Raw genomic sequence first — 19,819 nt, forward strand, 5'->3', positions numbered from 1 at the left:
GCTGAGTCAGAACCAATCGTTCTGCATCGACAGGCACACGTCATCACGGGCTTGCAAAATGGCCAGCTCGTGGTGACAGGACGGTACTTCCCATGTCAGAAAATACCGCGCCGCCTGTAGTTTGCCGTTGTAGAAATCGGCGTCCGCCGTGTTGCCGGTATTTAATCCTTCCTGCGCGCGGATGGCTTGTTCCAGCCAGCGCCAGCCGATGACGGTGTGGCCAAACGCTTTGAGGTACAGCGCGGAGTTCGCCAGGGTTGCAGTGACTTTGCCTTGAGCGAGATCGGTCAGCAATTCCAGGGTGACCGACTGCAGGCGAGCAACGAGTTGCTCCAGCGGCTGGCGCAGGATGGACAGCGATTCATGCGCCTGTGCTCGCTCACAAGTGTCGGCAATCAACCTGAGCAACTGTTTGAGGCCCGCGCCGCCGTTTTGCGCCAGTTTGCGGCCCAGCAGATCCAGTGACTGAATGCCGTGGGTGCCTTCATGAATCGGATTGAGGCGGTTGTCACGGTAGTACTGCTCGACCGGGTATTCACGCGTGTAGCCGTGACCACCCAGAATCTGGATCGCCAGCTCGTTGGCCTTGAGGCAGAACTCCGAGGGCCAGGATTTGACGATGGGCGTCAGCAGGTCGAGCAGCTCATGGGCGAGCTTGCGCTGCTCCTCGGTTTCGCCTGTCTGCGTGTCGTCGAACAGGCGGGCCGCGTAAAGTCCCAGGTCGAACGAGCCTTCCACGTACGCTTTCTGGGTCAGCAGCATGCGCTTGACGTCAGCGTGCTGAATGATCGAGACCGGCGCGCTTTCCGGGTTCTTGCTGTCTGGCAGACGACCCTGCGGGCGCTCGCGGGCGTACTCCAGTGAATACAGATAACCGGCGTAACCCAGCATGACGGCGCCCATGCCCACGCCAATCCGCGCTTCGTTCATCATCTGGAACATGTAGCTCAACCCGTGGTGCGGCTTACCCACCAGATAGGCTACGCACTGGCCTTTGTCGCCAAAATTCAAGGCCGTGGACGTCGTTCCGCGCCAGCCCATCTTGTGAAACAGCCCGGCCAGCAGCACATCGTTGCGTGCGCCGAGACTGCCGTCGTCATTGACCAGGAATTTCGGCACGATGAACAGCGAAATGCCCTTCACGCCCGGCGGTGCGTCAGGCAGTTTGGCCAGCACCAGGTGGACGATGTTTTCCGACAGCGGATGGTCGCCGCCAGAGATAAAGATCTTGTTGCCGCGCAGCCGGTAAGTGCCGTCTTCGGCGGGCTCGGCACGGGTACGAATGTCCGACAGTGACGAGCCTGCGTGCGGCTCGGTCAACGCCATGGTGCCGAAGAAGCGGCCCTCGATCATCGGTTGCAGGAAACGCTGTTTCTGCTCGTCGCTGCCGAAGTTTTCGATGAGGTTCGCCGCGCCCATGGTCAGAAACGGGTAGGACGTCGACGCCGCGTTGGCTGACTGGAAATGCGCAAAACACGCTTGAGACAGCAGCGTCGGTAATTGCATGCCGCCCGCTTCAAAGCTGCGCGCCGCGTTCAGAAAGCCGGCCTCCAGAAACGCGTCCACAGCCGGCTTGACCTCAGGAATCAACACGGCCTCACCGTTCTCATAACGGGGTTCGTTCTCGTCATTCTTGCGGTTGTGCGGCGCGAAGAACTTCTCGGCGATGGTCCGGGCGGTGGTGATCGCTGCGTCGAACGTCTCGCGGCTGTGCTCGGCAAAACGCTCACGTTGCGTCAGCGCTTCGGCATCCAGCACTTCATACAGCTCGAAAGCCAGATTGCGGGAACTGAGCAGCGTCTCGGACATGGCGGCGTACCTTTTGTTGGAGTGCCATGAGTCTAGGTGTGCAGGGGAGGGGTGAACAGCAAGATTGATCTGGGTGATAGAGGGGTAGAACGCGGATCGAATTCAGGCGTGATGAGCACCGCAAAACTGTAGGAGCGCGCTTGCCCGCGATTGCGATCAACAGGCACCGATGGGGTGTCTGCATTGACGCATCGCGGACAAGCGCTCCTCCATGAAGATTGCGTTTCGCCAGCTCCATGAAGCTGGCGCCCCGGAATTACCCGATGGTCATCAAGCTCGCGTTGCCCCCTGCTGCAGCGGTGTTGACGCTCAATGCACGTTCAATGACCAGACGCTCCAGCGCGATGCCCGTTTCGCCTTTTGACAGGCCGTGAACGCCCACGATGGCGCCGCTGCGCAGGGCAACCTGCTCGCAGATGGCGCGCAACTGATCGGAGTCGCCGTGGTGCAGGACGGCGTCGATGACGACGTCGTCTTTGCTCCAGTCGCTCACCAGCTTGATGCGTGCCTGAACGTCTTTTGGCAGGCGTTTGTACAGTGGCTTGCTCAGCTCGTTGTCCGGCACGATGGCCGTGCTGCCGACAGCCATCACGGCAGCCAGTTGGGTCAACAGGTCGGCTTCGTCGTCCGCCAGACACAGCACATGCTCACGCGGCAGGATGCTGTAGCTGTTGCGCTCGCCGGTCGGGCCCGCCAGCAGGCGGGTAACGCCGCTTTGCGATTGCTCGGCGAACTGCGCGCACAGAGTGTCGAGTTCCGTCAGCTGTTGGCTGGCAGCCCAGGCCTTCAGCGCGGTCAGCGGCTTGAGCAGGCTGTCACGCATGCGTGTGTCCGGCGCAGCCTCGGCATCGCGGTTGGCGAACGACTTCTGCACGGCATCGACCGGACGGGTCGACAACAGGCGGTAAAGGTACAGCGGGCCACCGGCTTTCGGGCCTGTGCCCGACAGGCCTTCGCCACCAAACGGCTGCACACCCACCACGGCACCCACGATGTTGCGGTTGACGTACATGTTGCCCGCGTTGACCGAGTCGATCACCTTGGCGATGGTTTCGTCGATGCGGGTATGCACGCCCAGTGTCAGGCCGTAACCCGAAGCGTTGATCTGTGCGATCAGTTGATCCAGCTCTTTGCGCTTGTAGCGCACGACGTGCAGGACCGGACCGAAGATTTCACGTTGCAGTTCGTCGAAGCTTTCCAGCTCGATCAAGGTCGGCATCACGTAGGTGCCACGCTTGATCTCGTCGCTGTCGGCGATGGCGACCTGATACACGTTGCGGCCTTTGTCACGCATGGCCTGGATGTGTTTCTCGATGCCAGCCTTGGCTTCGGCGTCGATGACCGGACCAATGTCGACCGACAGGCGTTCAGGGTTGCCCAGGCGGTTTTCGGCCATGGCACCTTTGAGCATTTCGATGACGCGGTCGGCGGAATCTTCCTGCAGGCAGAGCACGCGCAGCGCCGAGCAACGCTGACCGGCGCTGTCGAAGGCGGAAGACACCACATCGATGACCACCTGCTCGGTCAGAGCAGAGGAGTCGACGATCATTGCGTTCTGGCCGCCGGTTTCGGCGATCAGTGGAATCGGACGGCCCTGGGCATCAAGGCGTCCGGCGATGTTGCGTTGCAGCAGACGAGCGACTTCGGTGGAACCGGTGAACATCACGCCTTTGACGCGCTCATCACCGACCAGCCGCGCGCCGACGGTTTCACCACGGCCTGGCAGCAGTTGCACCACGCCTTCCGGAATACCGGCTTCGAGCAGGATGCGCACGGCCTGTGCGGCCACCAGCGGCGTCTGCTCGGCGGGCTTGGCCAGCACGGGGTTACCGGCAGCCAGAGCGGCAGCGACCTGACCGCTGAAAATCGCCAGCGGGAAGTTCCACGGGCTGATGCACACCACGGGGCCCAGCGGACGGTGCGCGTCGTTGCTGAAGTCGTTGCGTGCCTGCACAGCGTAATAGCGCAGGAAGTCCACAGCCTCGCGCACTTCGGCGATCGCGTTGGCGTAGGTCTTGCCGGCTTCGCGGGCCAGCAGGCCCATCAGCGGCTGGATGTCGGCTTCCATCAGGTCGGCGGCGCGCTCAAGGATGGCAGCGCGTTCGGCCGGCGGTGTGGCTTGCCAGATCGGGCCTGCGCTCAGGGCGCTAAGCAAAGCATTGTCGACGTCTTCCAGGCTGGCTTCCTGAACATGGCCGACCACATCACGCAGGTCCGACGGGTTCAGGACAGGCGCTTCGGCGCCCGCGCTGACCGGGCTGCCCAGCATCGGGCCGGCTTTCCAGTCGTTGTGCGCAGTAGCAAGCAGCGCCGAGGACAGCGAGGCCAGGCGATGTTCGTTGGCCATGTCGATACCGGCCGAGTTGGCGCGCTCACGGCCATACAGATCACGCGGCAGCGGAATGCGCGGATGTGGCAGACCGAACCCCCCTTCCTGCGTGGCCATGCGTTCGATGCTGGAGACCGGATCGGCCACCAGCTCCTGAATCGAGATCGACTGGTCGGCAATGCGGTTGACGAACGAAGTGTTGGCGCCGTTTTCCAGCAGACGACGGACCAGATAAGCCAACAGGGTTTCGTGAGTGCCTACCGGGGCGTAGACACGGCACGGCCGGTTCAGCTTGCCATCGGCGACCTTGCCGACAACCTGCTCGTACAGCGGTTCGCCCATGCCGTGGAGGCACTGGAACTCGTACTGACCGGGGTAATAGTTCTGACCGGCAATGTGGTAGATCGCCGACAGGGTATGAGCGTTGTGAGTCGCGAACTGCGGGTAGATGACTTCCGGTACCGACAGCAGTTTGCGAGCGCACGCAATGTAGGACACGTCGGTGTACACCTTGCGGGTGTAGACCGGATAGCCTTCCAGGCCTTCGACCTGGGCGCGTTTGATTTCGCTGTCCCAGTAAGCGCCTTTCACCAGACGGATCATCAGGCGATGGCGGCTGCGGCGGGCCAGATCGATGACGTAGTCGATCACATACGGGCAGCGTTTCTGGTACGCCTGAATCACGAAGCCGATACCGTTCCAGCCAGTCAGCTGCGGTTCGAAGCAAAGGCGTTCGAGCAGGTCCAGCGACAGCTCCAGACGGTCGGCTTCCTCGGCGTCGATGTTCAGGCCGATGTCGTACTGCTTGGCGAGAAGAGTCAGGGACAGCAGGCGCGGGTAGAGCTCTTCCATCACACGCTCGTACTGCGCGCGGCTGTAACGCGGATGCAGCGCCGACAGCTTGATGGAGATCCCCGGACCTTCGTAAATGCCGCGGCCGTGCGACGCCTTGCCGATCGAATGGATCGCCTGCTCGTACGACGCGAGGTACTTCTGCGCGTCGTGTTCGGTCAGCGCCGCTTCACCGAGCATGTCGTAGGAATAACGGAAGCCTTTCGCTTCGAACTTGCTGGCATTGGCCAGCGCTTCGCCGATGGTTTCGCCGGTCACGAACTGCTCGCCCATCAGGCGCATGGCCATGTCGACGCCCTTGCGGATCATCGGCTCGCCGGACTTGCCGATGATGCGGCTCAGTGAGGACGTCAGCCCGGCTTCGTTGTGGGTGCTGACCAGTTTGCCGGTCAGCAATAGGCCCCACGTGGCGGCGTTGACGAACAGCGACGGGCTGTTGCCCAGGTGTGGATGCCAGTTGCCGGTGCTGATCTTGTCGCGAATCAGCGCGTCACGCGTGCCCTTGTCCGGAATACGCAGCAGCGCTTCGGCCAGACACATCAGGGCCACGCCTTCCTGCGACGACAGCGAGAACTCTTGCAGCAAGCCCTGCACAATGCCGGCCCGCCCGCCCGCGCTCTTCTGATTGCGTAGTTTTTCGGCAATCGAAGCGGCCAGTTTGTGCGTCGCGTCCGCCATCGGTGCTGGCAGGCGCGCCTGTTCCAGCAACATCGGCACGACTTCCGGCTCGGGGCGGCGATAGGCCGAGGTGATGGCGGCGCGCAGTACCGATTGCGGCAGGATGCTTTCGGCGAACTCAAGGAATGCCTGATGGGCGTTATCCACCGGCAGTTCGCCTTGATCGTCAGCGTCCTTACTGCCCTGGCCGTTGAGTTCGCTAAGGGTTGCACCACCCTCGAGTTTTTCGAGGTAATTGAAAATCGCCTGCTTGATGAGCCAGTGCGGGGTCCGGTCAATGGACTGCGCAGCAGCTTTCAATCGCTCGCGGGTCGGGTCGTCGAGTTTGACACCCAGGGTGGTGGTCGCCATGTCTTGTCCTCATAAGAGCCACGATGTGTGTGGCTATAGCTGCCGCCAAGAGTAGCTGTGCCAAAGTTAGGGTGCAACCGGGTGCAACCGGTTTTTTCCAGATATTTCCGAGCTGCCGTCTGAGCGCCCAGGGAGGCCGGTAATTTGTCGCACAGCCTTGGTGCCTGCGGCCTGCAAGATGCCTCGTAGCGCGCGAAAAAAGAGCAGGTATTCCAGTTGGTTACAATTTATGCGGGGAAAGTTGAAACTAATTCTCATCTGTGGGTTGCGCCTCGCTTGCGATGTTGACTAGCATGCGCGCCCTTGGTGCAACCCGTTGCTCCTGCCATAAAAACAACGCACGGACACACAATGAGCGTCAGCAATCCAACTTTGATCACGTTTGTGATCTACATCGCGGCAATGGTCCTCATCGGACTCATGGCCTATCGCTCCACCAACAACCTGTCGGATTACATTCTGGGCGGGCGCAGCCTCGGCAGCGTCGTGACTGCGCTGTCAGCGGGTGCTTCCGACATGAGCGGCTGGCTGCTCATGGGCTTGCCAGGCGCCATCTACCTGTCGGGCCTGTCGGAAAGCTGGATCGCCATCGGGTTGATCGTCGGCGCTTATCTGAACTGGCTGTTCGTCGCCGGTCGTTTGCGCGTCCAGACCGAGCACAACGGCGACGCATTGACCCTGCCGGACTACTTCGCCAGCCGGTTCGAAGACACCAGCGGCCTGCTGCGGGTGATTTCGGCCATCGTGATCCTGGTGTTCTTCACCATCTACTGCGCCTCGGGCATCGTTGCCGGTGCGCGTCTGTTCGAAAGCACCTTTGGGATGTCCTACGAAACGGCATTGTGGGCGGGCGCTGCTGCTACTATTGCCTACACCTTCATCGGTGGCTTCCTCGCCGTGAGCTGGACCGATACGGTACAGGCCACGCTGATGATCTTCGCGCTGATTCTCACGCCGATCATCGTGCTGCTGGCCACCGGTGGCGTCGACACCACGTTCCTGGCCATCGAGGCGAAAGATCCGACCAGCTTCGACATGCTCAAGAACACCACCTTCATCGGTGTGATTTCCTTGATGGGCTGGGGGCTGGGTTACTTCGGCCAACCGCATATCCTGGCGCGCTTCATGGCGGCTGATTCGGTCAAGTCGATCGCCAAGGCCCGCCGTATCTCCATGACCTGGATGATCCTGTGCCTGGGTGGCACGGTCGCCGTGGGCTTCTTCGGCATCGCCTACTTCTCGGCACATCCTGACGTTGCCGGTCCCGTGACCGAAAACCATGAGCGTGTGTTCATCGAACTGGCCAAGATCCTGTTCAATCCCTGGATCGCCGGCGTGCTGCTGTCGGCAATTCTGGCGGCGGTCATGAGCACCTTGAGCTGCCAGTTGCTGGTGTGCTCAAGCGCGCTGACCGAAGACTTCTACAAAGCCTTCCTGCGCAAGCAGGCTTCGCAGCGTGAACTGGTGTGGGTCGGCCGTGCGATGGTGCTGCTGGTGGCGTTGATCGCCATTGCCCTGGCCGCCAACCCCGAAAACCGGGTGCTGGGGCTGGTCAGCTACGCGTGGGCAGGCTTCGGTGCTGCATTCGGTCCGGTCGTGCTCATCTCGGTGATCTGGAAGGGCATGACCCGCAATGGCGCGTTGGCCGGCATTCTGGTGGGCGCTGTGACGGTCGTGGTCTGGAAGCATTTCGAACTGCTGGGTCTGTACGAAATCATTCCGGGCTTCATCTTCGCCAGCCTCGCCATTGTGGTGTTCAGCGTGCTGGGCAAAGGCCCTACCGCTGGCATGCAGGCGCGATTCGACGCGGCTGAAAAAGAGTACCGCGAGGCGTAAACCGTCTGGCCTCATAAAAAGCCCGCGTTTCATGAGAAGCGCGGGCTTTTTTCGTTGGCGCAGACGCTCGATCAAGACTTGTTGTGGTCGACATCCAGATTGAAGAACATCGCCTTGCCGCCTTCGCTGGTGTACCCGGTGTTGTCCTGGGTATAGACCCCGGCCTTGAAGTACAGCTGTTGCTTGCTCCAGGTGGCACTGATGCGGTCGTTCCACACCATGTTCTTTGCCTTCACACTGAGCAGCCCGGCCTTGTTGAGGTGGATGACGTAATTGAAGGTTTCGTTGAGATGGATGCCTTCGGCGATGGTGAAGATACGTGCCTTCTTGTCGTCGGGATGGAATCGCACCTTGGCGACGATGATCCCGTCCTTGGTTGCATCCTGGTATTGATATTCGAGCTTGAGCAGCGGCTGAGTGCTCTCGTAGACATGGATCTGGCCGATCACGATTCGCCCGGAAGACGGGACCTGAAGCACCTTGAGCTTGGCGTTCAGAAAGTTGTCGGCTTCGGTGTAGGTCCAGTTGTGAAGCGTGCCGTTGGACCAGGTTTCACGCAACTCGGTGCGGGGGTAGATCGCGTTGGCAGTCTTTGCGCCGGTCACTGGCGCCCAGAAGCTGATATTCGATGACCCGGACTTGAAGTATTTGTCGTCATAACCCTGAAGCAATTGTTTCGTTTCGATGGTGGCGGGTGGCGAGCCCACTGGAATACTCAAATTCCAGGTTCCCAAATCAATCATTGTGTCTTTCGTCCGATATGTCTCATTGCCAGCAAACGTGTCTGGCGCAAGGGTTTGAGGGGTGCTCCTTATACGTTTCACCTCGCCGTTTGTTAACGTGAATCCGTCGAGCGGTTGACGTCAAATTGCCGCTATTTTTGATGCGCGGCAGGGTGGGAGGACCGCTCAGGGCGATGACCGTTAGTCGGATTGGATCCTGATTTAGGATGGCAAAACGGTGGCCTGCCTTCTTTTTTTTCCATTCGGGTCTAGAGTAATCGCCAACCGGATCATGGGCGGAGCCCCTTCACAAGGCAGTAGAAGTGAATGAGTAGCAGCATGGAATGCGCGCAATCCCAACCACCCAATGGCAAGTCAGTCTTGTTGGTGGTCGACGACTACCCGGAAAATCTGGTCACGATGCGTGCCGTCCTGCAGCGCCAGGACTGGGAAATCGTCACCGCCAGTTCAGGCATGGAGGCGTTGGGCCTGCTTCTTGATGTGGACGTCGACCTCGTCCTGCTTGATGTGCAGATGCCCGAAATGGACGGCTTTGAAGTCGCCCGCCTGATGCGTGGCAGTCAGCGAACCCGCCTGACGCCGATCATCTTTCTGACCGCCAACGAACAATCGCGCGACGCTGTGCATAAAGGCTATGCCAGCGGCGCCGTGGACTACCTGTTCAAACCGTTCGATCCCAATATCCTCAAGCCCAAGGTTCAGGCCCTGCTGGAACATCAGCACAACCGGCGTGCCTTGCAGAAACTCAGCCGCGAGCTGGAGTCGGCACGGGCGTTCAACGCGTCGGTATTGGCCAACGTGGCTGAAGGCATTCTGGTGGTCAACGAAGACGGCATCATCAGCTTTGCCAATCCGGCGATCTGCCGATTGCTGGGCATGACAGACGGCGAGCTGCGTGGTACCGGGTTGTGCTGTTATCTGCAGGAGCCGGTGGTCACTGCCTGGACCGATTCGGGGTTCTATCACCACTACCGGCGCGCCGACACCTACCGGGTCCACGATGCCGTCATGCGCACGCCCGAGGGGCGCCAGCTGCCGGTGGCCTTGTCTTGCGCGCCCTTGCCGGAAGAACAGAAAGCGATGGTGTTGAGCGTGCTCGACATGTCGGTGGTACGCGACCTCTACAGTCAGCTTGAACTACAGGCCGTGACCGATTCGCTGACCGGGCTGCTCAATCGTCGTGGCTTCTACCAGACCGTCGAAGGCATGTTGTCGCGCAACGAGCATGCCGGTAAATACCTCGTGGTCCTGTACCTCGATCTGGACGGCTTCAAGCACGTGAACGACTCGCTGGGCCACGATGCCGGTGATCAGGTGCTGGTCTGGGTTGCCGAGCAATTGAAGGAATGCCTGCGGCCTTATGACGTGCTGGCGCGAATGGGCGGCGACGAATTCGTGGTCGTGATCGACGGACTCGACTTTCCCGAACATGCCGCCAAAGTCGCGGAAAAACTGATTGATCGCGTGTCTGCCCGGCGTGTTGTCGACGGAATCGAGGCGACATTGGGTGCCAGCATCGGTATCGCGGTGTATCCGGACTGCGGCACCAACCTGGACGGTTTGCTGCGTGCGGCGGACATCGCCATGTATGAGGCCAAGCGCGCCGGTCGCCATCAGTACCGTTTCTACGATCAGTATATGAATGGTCGTGCCCGTTCCCGCTTGATGCTCGAAGAAAGCGTGCGCACGGCGATCGAGGGCAAGGATTTCTCTATCGTCTACCAGCCGCAGATCAACGTGATCACGGGGCGAACCCGTGGTTTCGAGGCGTTGTTGCGCTGGAATCACCCGGACGCCGGCGATGTGCCTTCGAGCCTGTTCATTCCGTTGCTGGAGGAAACCCGGCTGATCAACAAGCTGGGAGGCTGGATCTTCGAGCAGGGCGCAGCGCAGCTGCAACGGTGGGACGGGATCTTTCCGGCGGATCTGGTGATGAGTGTCAGCGTCAGCCCGGCGCAATTCAGCATGCCCAATCTGGCGGCCGAGTTGCAGCGCGCGATGCACATCCACGGCCTGCAACCGCGCCAGCTGGAAGTTGAAATCACCGAGCCTTCGCTGGTCCACAATCTGGTGCACAGTCGCAAGCAACTGCAAAGCCTGCACGACATTGGTGTGCGCGTGTCGCTGGATGACTTCGGTGCAGGCGACAGCTCGCTGGCCCATCTGCGAAACCTCGACCTGGATACGCTGAAGATCGACCGGCACTTCATCAGCGGCATGATGAGTTCGCCGCGTGATCTTGCCGTGGCGCGCACGGTCATGGACCTGTGCCGGATGCTGAACATCGACGTCATCGCCGAGGGTGTGGAAACGCTGGAGCAATATCAATGGCTGGTGGCCAACGGCTGCGAGATCATTCAGGGATTCCTGCTGGCGCATCCGATGACGCCGGATGAGGCCTTGCGTTTTGTCGAGCCGATTGTTCTGCCGACGACCCATCCGCTGCTTGAACAGCGCTGACGCGGTAGACTGACGCCCTTTCACTCCTTCGATCCGAACATGACCCTCACCGCGACAACGCCGCTCAAATACCTGCAGGCCTATCCGGCCTCCTTGCAGGATCAGGTCCGGCAACTGATTGCTCAGGACAAACTGGGCGCCTATCTGGAGCAACGCTATCCGGGACGTCATGACGTGCAGAGCGACAAGGCGCTGTACGCGTATGCGCTCTCGCTCAAGCAGGAATACCTGCGCAATGCGCCCGGCATCGACAAAGTGCTCTTCGACAACCGCCTTGATCTGACGCATCGCGCACTGGGCCTGCACACCACGGTGTCGCGTGTGCAGGGTGGCAAGCTCAAGGCGAAGAAGGAGATCCGCGTCGCGTCGTTATTCAAGGACGCAGCCCCCGAGTTCCTCAAGATGATCGTGGTTCACGAACTCGCGCACTTCAAAGAGACCGAGCACAACAAGGCGTTCTACCAGTTGTGCGAGCACATGCAGCCGGGTTACCACCAGTTGGAATTCGATCTGCGCATTTACCTGACATGGCGCGACATGCAGCAGGGTTAGCGACCCCCTTTCTCTTCGACAAGGACATGACGATGGACGTCAGCAAGACCAAGAGCAGCTTCTACCGCCGGCTTTACGTGGCGTACCTGATCGACACTGAAATGGCCAGTAGCGTGCCAGCGTTGACCGAGGTCACGGGCATGCCGCGCCGCACCGCGCAGGACACCATCGCGGCGTTGGCCGATCTGGACATCGTCTGTGAGTTCGAGCAACTGGACGGCGGGCGTAACCACGCAGGCGGCTACCGGATTCGCGACTGGGGCGCGATCGACAGGCAATGGATTGTGCAGAACCTGCGGCAGGTCAAAGCGGTGTTGGGGTATCCCTGAGGGGATGGCCAGAGATGAATACTGTGGGAGCGAACTCATTCGCGAGAAGTTTTTACATCCGATACATCTGTATCGACTCTACTCCCGTATCGCGAATGAATTCGCTCCCACAAGTCCGGCTCAAACTACCGGCTACGTGAGCATGAGGACTTAATCCAGATCCCGGCGCATGCCGAGGTGCGGGATGCCGTCTTCGACATACACATCGCCCACCGGATTAAAACCATAACGGCTGTAATAACCCTGCAAGTGCGCCTGCGCGGACAGATAAATCGGCTGGTCCGGCCAGTTGCGCTCCGCGTGTTCCAGCGCTTGCACCATCAATTCGTGGCCCATGCCCTTGTTGCGCATTGATGGAGCAGTCACCACGCGACCGATGGTCACGTCACCGTTCTGCTGGATCGGGTCCAGCAAGCGCAGATATGCCACCAGTTCGTTGTCTTGCCACGCCATCAAATGCCGGGTGTCACCCAGTAAATCCTGGCCGTCGACGTCCTGATACCAGCATTTCTGTTCCACCACGAACACCTGCGCGCGCAATTGCAAGATGGCGTACAACTGCTCTTTGCTCAGGGCGGTATGGTGTTTGCAAATCCAGTTGATCGACATGTCGCCAGCTCACGAAAAGAAGTCCATGGCGGATACTAAACGCATATTGCTGTCAGCCCAAAGTAACCGTGTGGTGACCCTTCACAGTTGGGTTGTGCATGCCATAGTTTTCTTGTACGACTTTTTTGAACGACCGCACAAACATCGTCCTCTTAAGAGTTGTGGAAAACGTAGAACAGGTCTTCAATGAAGGCCACTTGCTATCGCCGCACATTGCCTCATCCGGGCCATGCACGTTGCCCGTCGCTCGCACCAGGGACGTCACAGTCGCTTTATCGCAGCTGAAACAAATGCAGACTGGCCGTCTGCCTAAGGATCTTGAGCATGTCGCGTTTGCTTCGAGCCATGGGTCTGCTGGGGTTACTGCTGATCGCGCAGGACACCCTGGCTCAGAAACTGCGTCTGGCGGGGGACGCGTGGGCGCCTTATGCGGATGTCTCGCTGCTCAACGACGGTCTCTCCACCGACTTGATACGCACGGCCCTGGGCCGTGCCGGCTATACCACCGAATACGAGCAAGTGCCCTGGGCGCGGGCCATTCATGGTATCGGAGAGGGGCGATACGACATCTTGATCAATGCCTGGTACAGCGAAGACCGCACGCGCATCGGCCAGTTTTCCGGCGAATATATGGTCAATCGCTTGCGCTTTCTCAAGCGCAAGACCTCAACTGTTGACTACCAGAGCCTGACCCAGCTGCACCCATACTCAATCGCCGTGGTGCGCAGTTACGCCTATTCGCCCGCGTTCGACAGTGATGCCGAATTGAAAAAGGTGCTGGTCGCAAGCTTCTCGACCGCCGTGCGCATGTTGGCGGCGGGGCGAGTGGAATTGACCGTTGAAGACGAGTACGCCGCACGTTTCGCGCTCAGTCGCGAGCCTGATGAAGTGCGCGACAACGTCGAGTTCCTGCCTAAATCACTGAGTGAAAACAGCCTGCATATTCTGGTCAGCCTGAAGAACCCCGATCACGAAAAAATCGTCGCGGACTTCGACAAGGCCATTGCGGCCATGAAAGCCGACGGCACCTACGACAAGCTGTTCAAGCTGCACGGTCTGTAATTTCGCCTTCTTTCTCCGGCGCCTTGATCAGGTGCGCGGCGAGCGTGCGCAACGGCCCGAGCTGGCGACAGATCAGCGCCAACTGGGTCTGCACCAGACGCTGAGCCTCGTCGATCTCTTCCGGCATCTGCTCCAGATCCGCGGCCAGCGCCTCTTCTGCATCGCTGTGCACGGCCACGGGTTGCCGTGTTGCCAGGCCATGGGCGATCTCATCGATGCTCGACGCCAGCTGGGCGCCTGCACCCTCTATCAATTGCTCGCGGACATCACTCGGTAACTGGGTGTCCCGATGCGCGCCCAGGCCCGACAAATAGCTGAGCAGCGTGTGCGAGAGCACCAGAAAGCGGAAGCCCACATCAGCTTCCTTGCGGAAGTGCCCTGGCTCCATGAGCATGTTCGCCAGCGTGGTCGACAGGGCGGCATCGGCGTTGTGGGCGTTACGGCGGGCAAGCCGATAGGCCAGGTCGTCGCTCTTGCCTTGCGCATATTGCTGCATGATCTGACGCAGATAGATGCTGTTGCAGGACAGGGTGTTGGCCAACACTTTGTTCAGGCGACGGCCTTGCCAGTCAGGCAGGAACAGCAGCACGGCCAGGCCTGCGATCAGGCTGCCCAGCAAGGTGTCCATCAGGCGTGGCAGGAACAACCCGTAACCGTTTCCGACCTGATTGAAGCAGAACAGGATCATGACGGTGATCGCGGCCGTCGACAGCGTGTAACGCGTGGTGCGGTTGACGAAGAACACCACACCGGCCAGCACCGCGCACATCGATTGCAGGACAGGCGTGGTGATCAAGTCGAACAGAATCCAGCCGGCGGTCAGGCCGATGGCGGTGCCGATGATCCTCTGGCCGAGTTTACGTCGTGTGGCGCCGTAGCTCGGCTGACAGACGAAGACCGTGGTCAGGATGATCCAGTAGCCCTGCGACGGGTGAATCAGGTGAAGCATGATGTAGCCAATCACCAACGCCAGCGGCAGGCGCAGGGCGTGCCGGAACAACAATGACGTGGGCGTCAGTTGCAGGCGGATGCGGGTGACGACGTCTTTGAGAGTACGGGGAGAGCGGTCCAGCAGGCTGCTGTCGGTGGCGTCGGCGAGGGCGTCCGGGTTGCTGGCGTCGCTGAGCAGGCGGTCCAGCGTCGCCAGATTGTTCGCCAGTGCGCGCAGCGAGCGCAGCAAACCGCGCCAGGCGGGATTGCTCTGAATCCTCAAGTGTTCGAGGGAGGCGCGCAAGTCGTCCAGCGCATGGGCGAAGCTGTCGTCGTAGATGAACGGTTGGCGCAGCTGGATCGACACCGACAGGTCGCGGCAGGCGTTGCCCTGTTGGCGAAGCAGGCGCTGGCAGCGGAACAGGACGTCGCTGTGGAAGAACGCCTCGGCCAGCGAGTTGTAGGGGTAATGCGAAGAGCTGGCGCGCTCGTGGATGTCCTGAGCGAGGAAATACAGCTTCAGGTAGCGGCTGACTTTCGAGCCTGGCCGCCCGCTGCCGACTCGGTTGAGGATGATTTCCTTGGTCACGTTGAGCGCGGCCACGACCTTGCCGTTCTGCTTGGCCAACTCCAGGCGCCGGGCTTCGACGTCCAGGGTGCGAATCGGCTCGAACAGCTCCGATTTCAGCTTCAGGTACAGACCCAGTTCGCGGAACAACCGCGCCAGGGCCTGCTGCACGGGCTGGTTGGAAAACAGCATCTGCCACAGCACGGACAGCAAGCCGTACCACGCCGCACCCGCCACCAGCAGCATCGGTTCGTGCCAGAAGTCGGTGACCTCGCCGCCGCGCTGATCCACGCCGATCATGGTGTAGACCGAGAGAATCAGGGTCGCGTAGGCGATCGCGCCATAACGCTCGCCCAGCGCGCCGAGCATCGTCAGGCAGAACGCCGCCAGCGCGAAGGCGCAGATGAACAGGACGGGGTAGGGGAACAATAATTCAACGGACAGCGCCGCGATGCTGAAGCACACCAGCGTCACGGCCAGTGCGTTGAGGCGGCCTTGCCAGCTGTCGTCGGTTTCAGACAGGGCGCTGGCGATAATCCCGAGGAACAGCGGGATCACCAGCGACATTTCGTTTTGGTACCAGCACAGCGCCATGCTGCCGGTCAGCGCGATGAAAACCCGCACGCTGTAGGAAAACTTGTCCAGCGCCCAAAGGCGGCGGAAGGTGTTGCGCAACGATTTCGATGCCATGAACGCTGACGGCCTTGTTCGCGATTAATTCTGCTGAAGGATATGTACAGCGCCCGGTGCGCGCTGTACATCCGGTTAGCAAAATTTATTCCGAATTCGCCATCGACACCCAGCCCCGTGTGAGCTGCCCGGTATAAACCTTGTGGGAGCTGCCGGAGGTTACGACGGTGGCGAATGCGGACTTTCAGCTGCCAGAGGTGTGTTGGCTGTGCCGGCCTCTTCGCGACCCTCGTAACCTCGGATTGCTCCCACAGAGACCGCGTGATGCGACGGATACCGCCCGGCACAAACCCTGTGGGAGCTTGCCCGGTCCAAACCTTGTGGGAGCTGCCGGAGGTTACGAGGGTGGCGAATGCGGACTTTCATCTGGCAGAGGTGTGTTGACTGTACCGGCCTCTTCGCGACCCTCGTAACCTCGGATTGCTCCCACAGGGACCGCGTGATGCGACGGATACCGCCCGGCAAATCCTGTGGGTGCCCGGCACAAACCCTGTGGAAGTATCCGACACAAATCCTGTGGGAGCTTGCCCGGTATACGTTGTGGGAGCTGCCGGAGGTTACGACGGTGGCGAATGCGGTCTTTCAGCTGCCGGAGATGTGTTGACTGTACCGGCCTCTTCGCGACCCTCGTAACCTCGGATTGCTCCCACAGGGACCGCGTGACGCGATGGATACCGCCCGGCAAATCCTGTGGGTGCCCGGCACAAACCCTGTGGAAGTATCCGACAACTCTGTGGGAGCTTGCCAGGTACAAACCTTGTGGGAGCTGCCGGAGGTTACGACGGTGGCGAATGCGGACTTTCATCTGGCAGAGGGGTGTTGGCTGTGCGGGCCTCTTCGCGACCCTCGTAACCTCGGATTGCTCCCACAGGGACCGCGTGACGCGATGGATACCGCCCGGCACAAACCCCGTGGGAGCTTGCCCGTATAAACCTTGTGGGAGCTGCCGGAGGTTACGACGGTGGCGAATGCGGTCTTTCAGCTGCCAGAGGTGTAGTGACTGTGCGGGCCTCTTCGCGACCCTCGTAACCTCGGATTGCTCCCACAGAGACCGCGTGATGCCGTCGAGAACCTTTGGAGGCATTCAGCTGCCGGAGGCTATCAGGCTCAGACGTACTGCGCCGCCGCATACGCCGACGCCCAGGCCCACTGGAAGTTGAAGCCGCCCAGATGACCGCTGACGTCCAGCACTTCGCCGATGAAGTACAGCTTCGGCGATTTCAGCGACTCCATGGTTTTGGAGGACAATTCCCGCGTGTCTATCCCGCCCAGCGTCACTTCAGCCGTGCGATAGCCTTCGGTACCTGCCGGAACCACCTGCCAGCTCGACAGTTTGTTAGCGATGTCGGCCAGTTCGGCGTGGGTGTACTGCTTCATCGGCTTGGAGACGAACCACTGTTCTGCAATCAGGTTGGCCATCTTCTTGGTGAAGAGCTCGCCGAGCAGGGTCTTCAGTTCGCTGTTGGGGCGTTCGGCTTGTTGCTCGGTCAACCAGCTGTGGGCGTCGTGATCGGGCATCAGGTTGATTTCCACGGCGTCACCCGGATGCCAGAACGAAGAAATCTGCAGGATCGCCGGACCGCTTAAACCACGATGGGTGAACAGGATGCTCTCGCGGAAACTGACGTCGTTGCAGCTCACGAGGCAGTCCACCGAAGTGCCGGTCAGCTCGGTGCACAGCTCTTTGAGCTGATCGGTGATGGTGAACGGCACCAGGCCTGCGCGTGTCGGCAGCAGCGTGTGACCGAACTGCTTGCCGACCTGATAGCCGAAGCCCGTGGCACCCAGTGTCGGAATCGACAGGCCACCCGTGGCGATCACCAGCGACTCGCAGCTGATGTCACCCAATGTGGTGCTCAGCAGGTAGCCGGTCTCGGTTTTCTCGATGGTCTGGACCGACGTATCCATGTGCAGGCTGACGCCGGCGTCGTCGCACTCGCTGAGCAACAGGCCGAGGATGTCGCTGGACTTGTTGTCGCAGAACAGCTGGCCGAGCTTCTTCTCGTGGTACGGCACACCGTGTTTACCGACCAGCGCAATGAAATCCCACTGGGTGTAGCGGGCAAGCGCGGATTTGCAGAAGTGCGGGTTCTGCGAGAGGAAGTTGGCGGGCTCGGTGTACATGTTGGTGAAGTTGCAGCGGCCACCGCCCGACATGAGGATTTTCTTTCCCGGCTTGTTGGCGTGATCGATCAGCATGACCTTGCGGCCACGATTGGCTGCGGTGAACGCACACATCAAACCTGCGGCGCCAGCGCCAATGATCACAACGTCAGTAACGGGCAAAGCGGTGTCCTCAGGAGAATCGGTGGTGTGTCAGAAGGCCTGATCGTTCCCACGCTCTGCGTGGGAACGCATTTTGCGACGCTCCGCGTCGCCCGGACGCGGAGCATCCAGCACGGCATTCCCACGCAGAGCGTGGGAACGATCATTTCGGGGGCTTACAAAATCCGCACCCGCAACGACTTGCCTTTGATCTTGCCGTTGTTCAGACGCTCCAGCGCCTGTTTGGCGATGCTGCGCTCGACCGCCACATAAGCCTGGAAATCGAAAATCGCGATCTTGCCGACCTGAGTGCCCGGCACACCCGCTTCGCCCGTCAGCGCGCCCAGGATGTCGCCCGGACGGAGTTTGTCCTTACGGCCCGAGCCGATGCACAGGGTCGTCATCGGTGGTAGCAGCTTGCCGCCTTCCTTGCGGGTGAGCTGGTCGTACTGCTGCCAGTTCAGCGGCGCTTTCTGCAGTTCTTCGACGGCGCGCGCACGCTGGCTTTCGCCCGGTGCGACGAGGCTGACGGCGATGCCGGTTTCGCCTGCGCGACCGGTACGGCCGACGCGGTGAATGTGGATTTCTGAATCTCGGGCCAGCTCGACGTTGATCACCATGTCCAGTGCGTCGATGTCCAGACCGCGGGCCGCCACGTCAGTCGCAACCAGCACTGAGGTGCTGCGGTTCGCGAACATCGCCAGCACCTGATCGCGATCACGCTGCTCCAGGTCACCGTGCAGGCCCACGGCCGACATGCCTTTGGCGGTCAAGTGATCGACCACTTCCTGAACCTGTTGCTTGGTGAAACAGAACGCCACACAGGACTGCGGACGGAAATGGTCGAGGACCTTCACCACCGCTTCCAGGCGCTGCTCAGGGGAAATTTCGTAGAAGATCTGCTCGATCTGGCTGTCGGCGTGCAGCGCTTCGACCTTCACGGTCTGCGGGTCGCGCATGAACTTGGACGCCAGTTGCTTGATGCCGACCGGGTAGGTGGCGGAGAACAGCAGCGTCTGACGGCGCTCCGGGGTCTGCTCGATGATGTCCGCGATCGCGTCGTAGAAACCCATGTCGAGCATGCGGTCGGCTTCGTCGAGGACCAGCGTGTTCAGGCCGTCCAGCACCAGCGAGCCTTTGCGCAAATGCTGCTGGATACGACCCGGCGTGCCGACGATGATGTGCGCGCCGTGCTCCAGCGAGCCGATCTGCGGGCCGAAGGACACGCCGCCGCACAGGGTCAGGACCTTGATATTGTCTTCGGCGCGGGCCAGACGACGGATTTCCTTGGCCACCTGATCCGCCAGCTCGCGGGTCGGGCACAGGATCAGTGCCTGGCAGCCGAAGTAGCGCGGATTGATCGGGTTCAGCAGGCCGATACCGAAGGCCGCTGTCTTGCCGGATCCGGTTTTGGCCTGGGCAATCAGGTCCATGCCCTTGAGCATCACCGGCAGGCTCTGCGCCTGAATCGGCGTCATCTCGGCATAACCAAGGGATTCCAGGTTAGCCAGCATGGCAGCGGAAAGGGGCAGTGAATTGAACGCGGTGTTAGTCACAAGGGTGGCCTGCAAAACAAAATGTCGCGCAGTGTATCAGGTCGCGGGCCCTGCCTTGGGGGCGCGGGCGATAAATGGTGGGGAATCGGGCGGTTCGTCTTTCGCGTTTTTCCTGTAACCACCGATTCCCTGTGGGAGCGAATTCATTCGCGAAAAGTTTCAAGGCGAATAGGCACGGGTCGGATGGACCGGCCTTTCGC

12 protein-coding genes are annotated in these 19,819 nt (G+C 60.6%); 5 read left to right on the plus strand and 7 right to left on the minus strand.

Annotated features, from left to right (window positions below):
- Positions 1-6 precede the first annotated feature (6 nt).
- Positions 7-1,809 (minus strand): acyl-CoA dehydrogenase, encoded by a 1,803-nt coding sequence (locus ABDX87_RS16115; protein ID WP_346828781.1) that lies wholly within the window; start codon positions 1,807-1,809, stop codon positions 7-9.
- 256 nt (positions 1,810-2,065) lie between these two features.
- Entirely contained in the window at positions 2,066-6,019 is a 3,954-nt protein-coding gene (gene putA, locus ABDX87_RS16120) for a trifunctional transcriptional regulator/proline dehydrogenase/L-glutamate gamma-semialdehyde dehydrogenase (RefSeq protein ID WP_346828782.1), read from the minus strand.
- A gap of 351 nt (positions 6,020-6,370) precedes the next feature.
- Here putA and putP point away from each other — a divergent pair, with 351 nt between their 5' ends.
- On the plus strand, positions 6,371-7,855 hold the full coding sequence (gene putP, locus ABDX87_RS16125) for a sodium/proline symporter PutP (protein WP_346828783.1): 1,485 nt from the start codon (positions 6,371-6,373) through the stop codon (positions 7,853-7,855).
- A gap of 71 nt (positions 7,856-7,926) precedes the next feature.
- Here putP and ABDX87_RS16130 read toward each other — a convergent pair whose 3' ends face one another.
- Entirely contained in the window at positions 7,927-8,598 is a 672-nt protein-coding gene (locus ABDX87_RS16130) for a polysaccharide lyase family 7 protein (protein ID WP_346828784.1), read from the minus strand.
- Positions 8,599-8,916: 318 nt separating this feature from the next.
- On the opposite strand from ABDX87_RS16130, the gene ABDX87_RS16135 reads away from it, so the two are divergent.
- From ABDX87_RS16135 to ABDX87_RS16145, 3 genes are read left to right on the plus strand one after another with little or no spacing between them, the layout of a single operon-like run.
- Positions 8,917-11,058 carry a two-component system response regulator gene (locus tag ABDX87_RS16135; RefSeq protein ID WP_346833535.1) on the plus strand — a complete coding sequence of 714 codons (2,142 nt, stop codon included), beginning with the start codon at positions 8,917-8,919 and terminating at the stop codon, positions 11,056-11,058.
- A 39-nt stretch (positions 11,059-11,097) separates the two neighbouring features.
- Positions 11,098-11,610: a M48 family metallopeptidase gene (locus ABDX87_RS16140; protein ID WP_346828785.1), complete on the plus strand. Its 513-nt coding sequence runs from the start codon at positions 11,098-11,100 to the stop codon at positions 11,608-11,610.
- A gap of 32 nt (positions 11,611-11,642) precedes the next feature.
- Complete coding sequence (locus ABDX87_RS16145) at positions 11,643-11,939, plus strand: winged helix-turn-helix domain-containing protein (RefSeq protein ID WP_346828786.1); 297 nt, start codon at positions 11,643-11,645, stop codon at positions 11,937-11,939.
- 150 nt (positions 11,940-12,089) lie between these two features.
- Here ABDX87_RS16145 and ABDX87_RS16150 read toward each other — a convergent pair whose 3' ends face one another.
- A complete protein-coding gene (locus ABDX87_RS16150) occupies positions 12,090-12,548 on the minus strand; it encodes a GNAT family N-acetyltransferase (RefSeq protein ID WP_346828787.1) in 459 nt (152 codons plus the stop codon).
- 324 nt (positions 12,549-12,872) lie between these two features.
- On the opposite strand from ABDX87_RS16150, the gene ABDX87_RS16155 reads away from it, so the two are divergent.
- On the plus strand, positions 12,873-13,610 hold the full coding sequence (locus ABDX87_RS16155; RefSeq protein ID WP_346828788.1) for a substrate-binding periplasmic protein: 738 nt from the start codon (positions 12,873-12,875) through the stop codon (positions 13,608-13,610).
- Here ABDX87_RS16155 and yccS read toward each other — a convergent pair.
- The 3 genes from yccS to dbpA form a co-directional block, all read right to left on the minus strand.
- Complete coding sequence (yccS, locus tag ABDX87_RS16160; RefSeq protein WP_346828789.1) at positions 13,591-15,798, minus strand: YccS family putative transporter; 2,208 nt, start codon at positions 15,796-15,798, stop codon at positions 13,591-13,593. The genes ABDX87_RS16155 and yccS overlap by 20 nt on opposite strands.
- A gap of 1,107 nt (positions 15,799-16,905) precedes the next feature.
- Positions 16,906-18,084: an NAD(P)/FAD-dependent oxidoreductase gene (locus tag ABDX87_RS16165; protein WP_346828790.1), complete on the minus strand. Its 1,179-nt coding sequence runs from the start codon at positions 18,082-18,084 to the stop codon at positions 16,906-16,908.
- 155 nt (positions 18,085-18,239) lie between these two features.
- Positions 18,240-19,619: an ATP-dependent RNA helicase DbpA gene (gene dbpA, locus ABDX87_RS16170; RefSeq protein WP_346828791.1), complete on the minus strand. Its 1,380-nt coding sequence runs from the start codon at positions 19,617-19,619 to the stop codon at positions 18,240-18,242.
- Between the last annotated feature and the right edge of the window lie 200 nt (positions 19,620-19,819).

The sequence above is a fragment of the Pseudomonas abietaniphila genome, from assembly GCF_039697315.1.
GTDB classification, from domain to species: Bacteria; Pseudomonadota; Gammaproteobacteria; order Pseudomonadales; family Pseudomonadaceae; genus Aquipseudomonas; species Aquipseudomonas abietaniphila_B.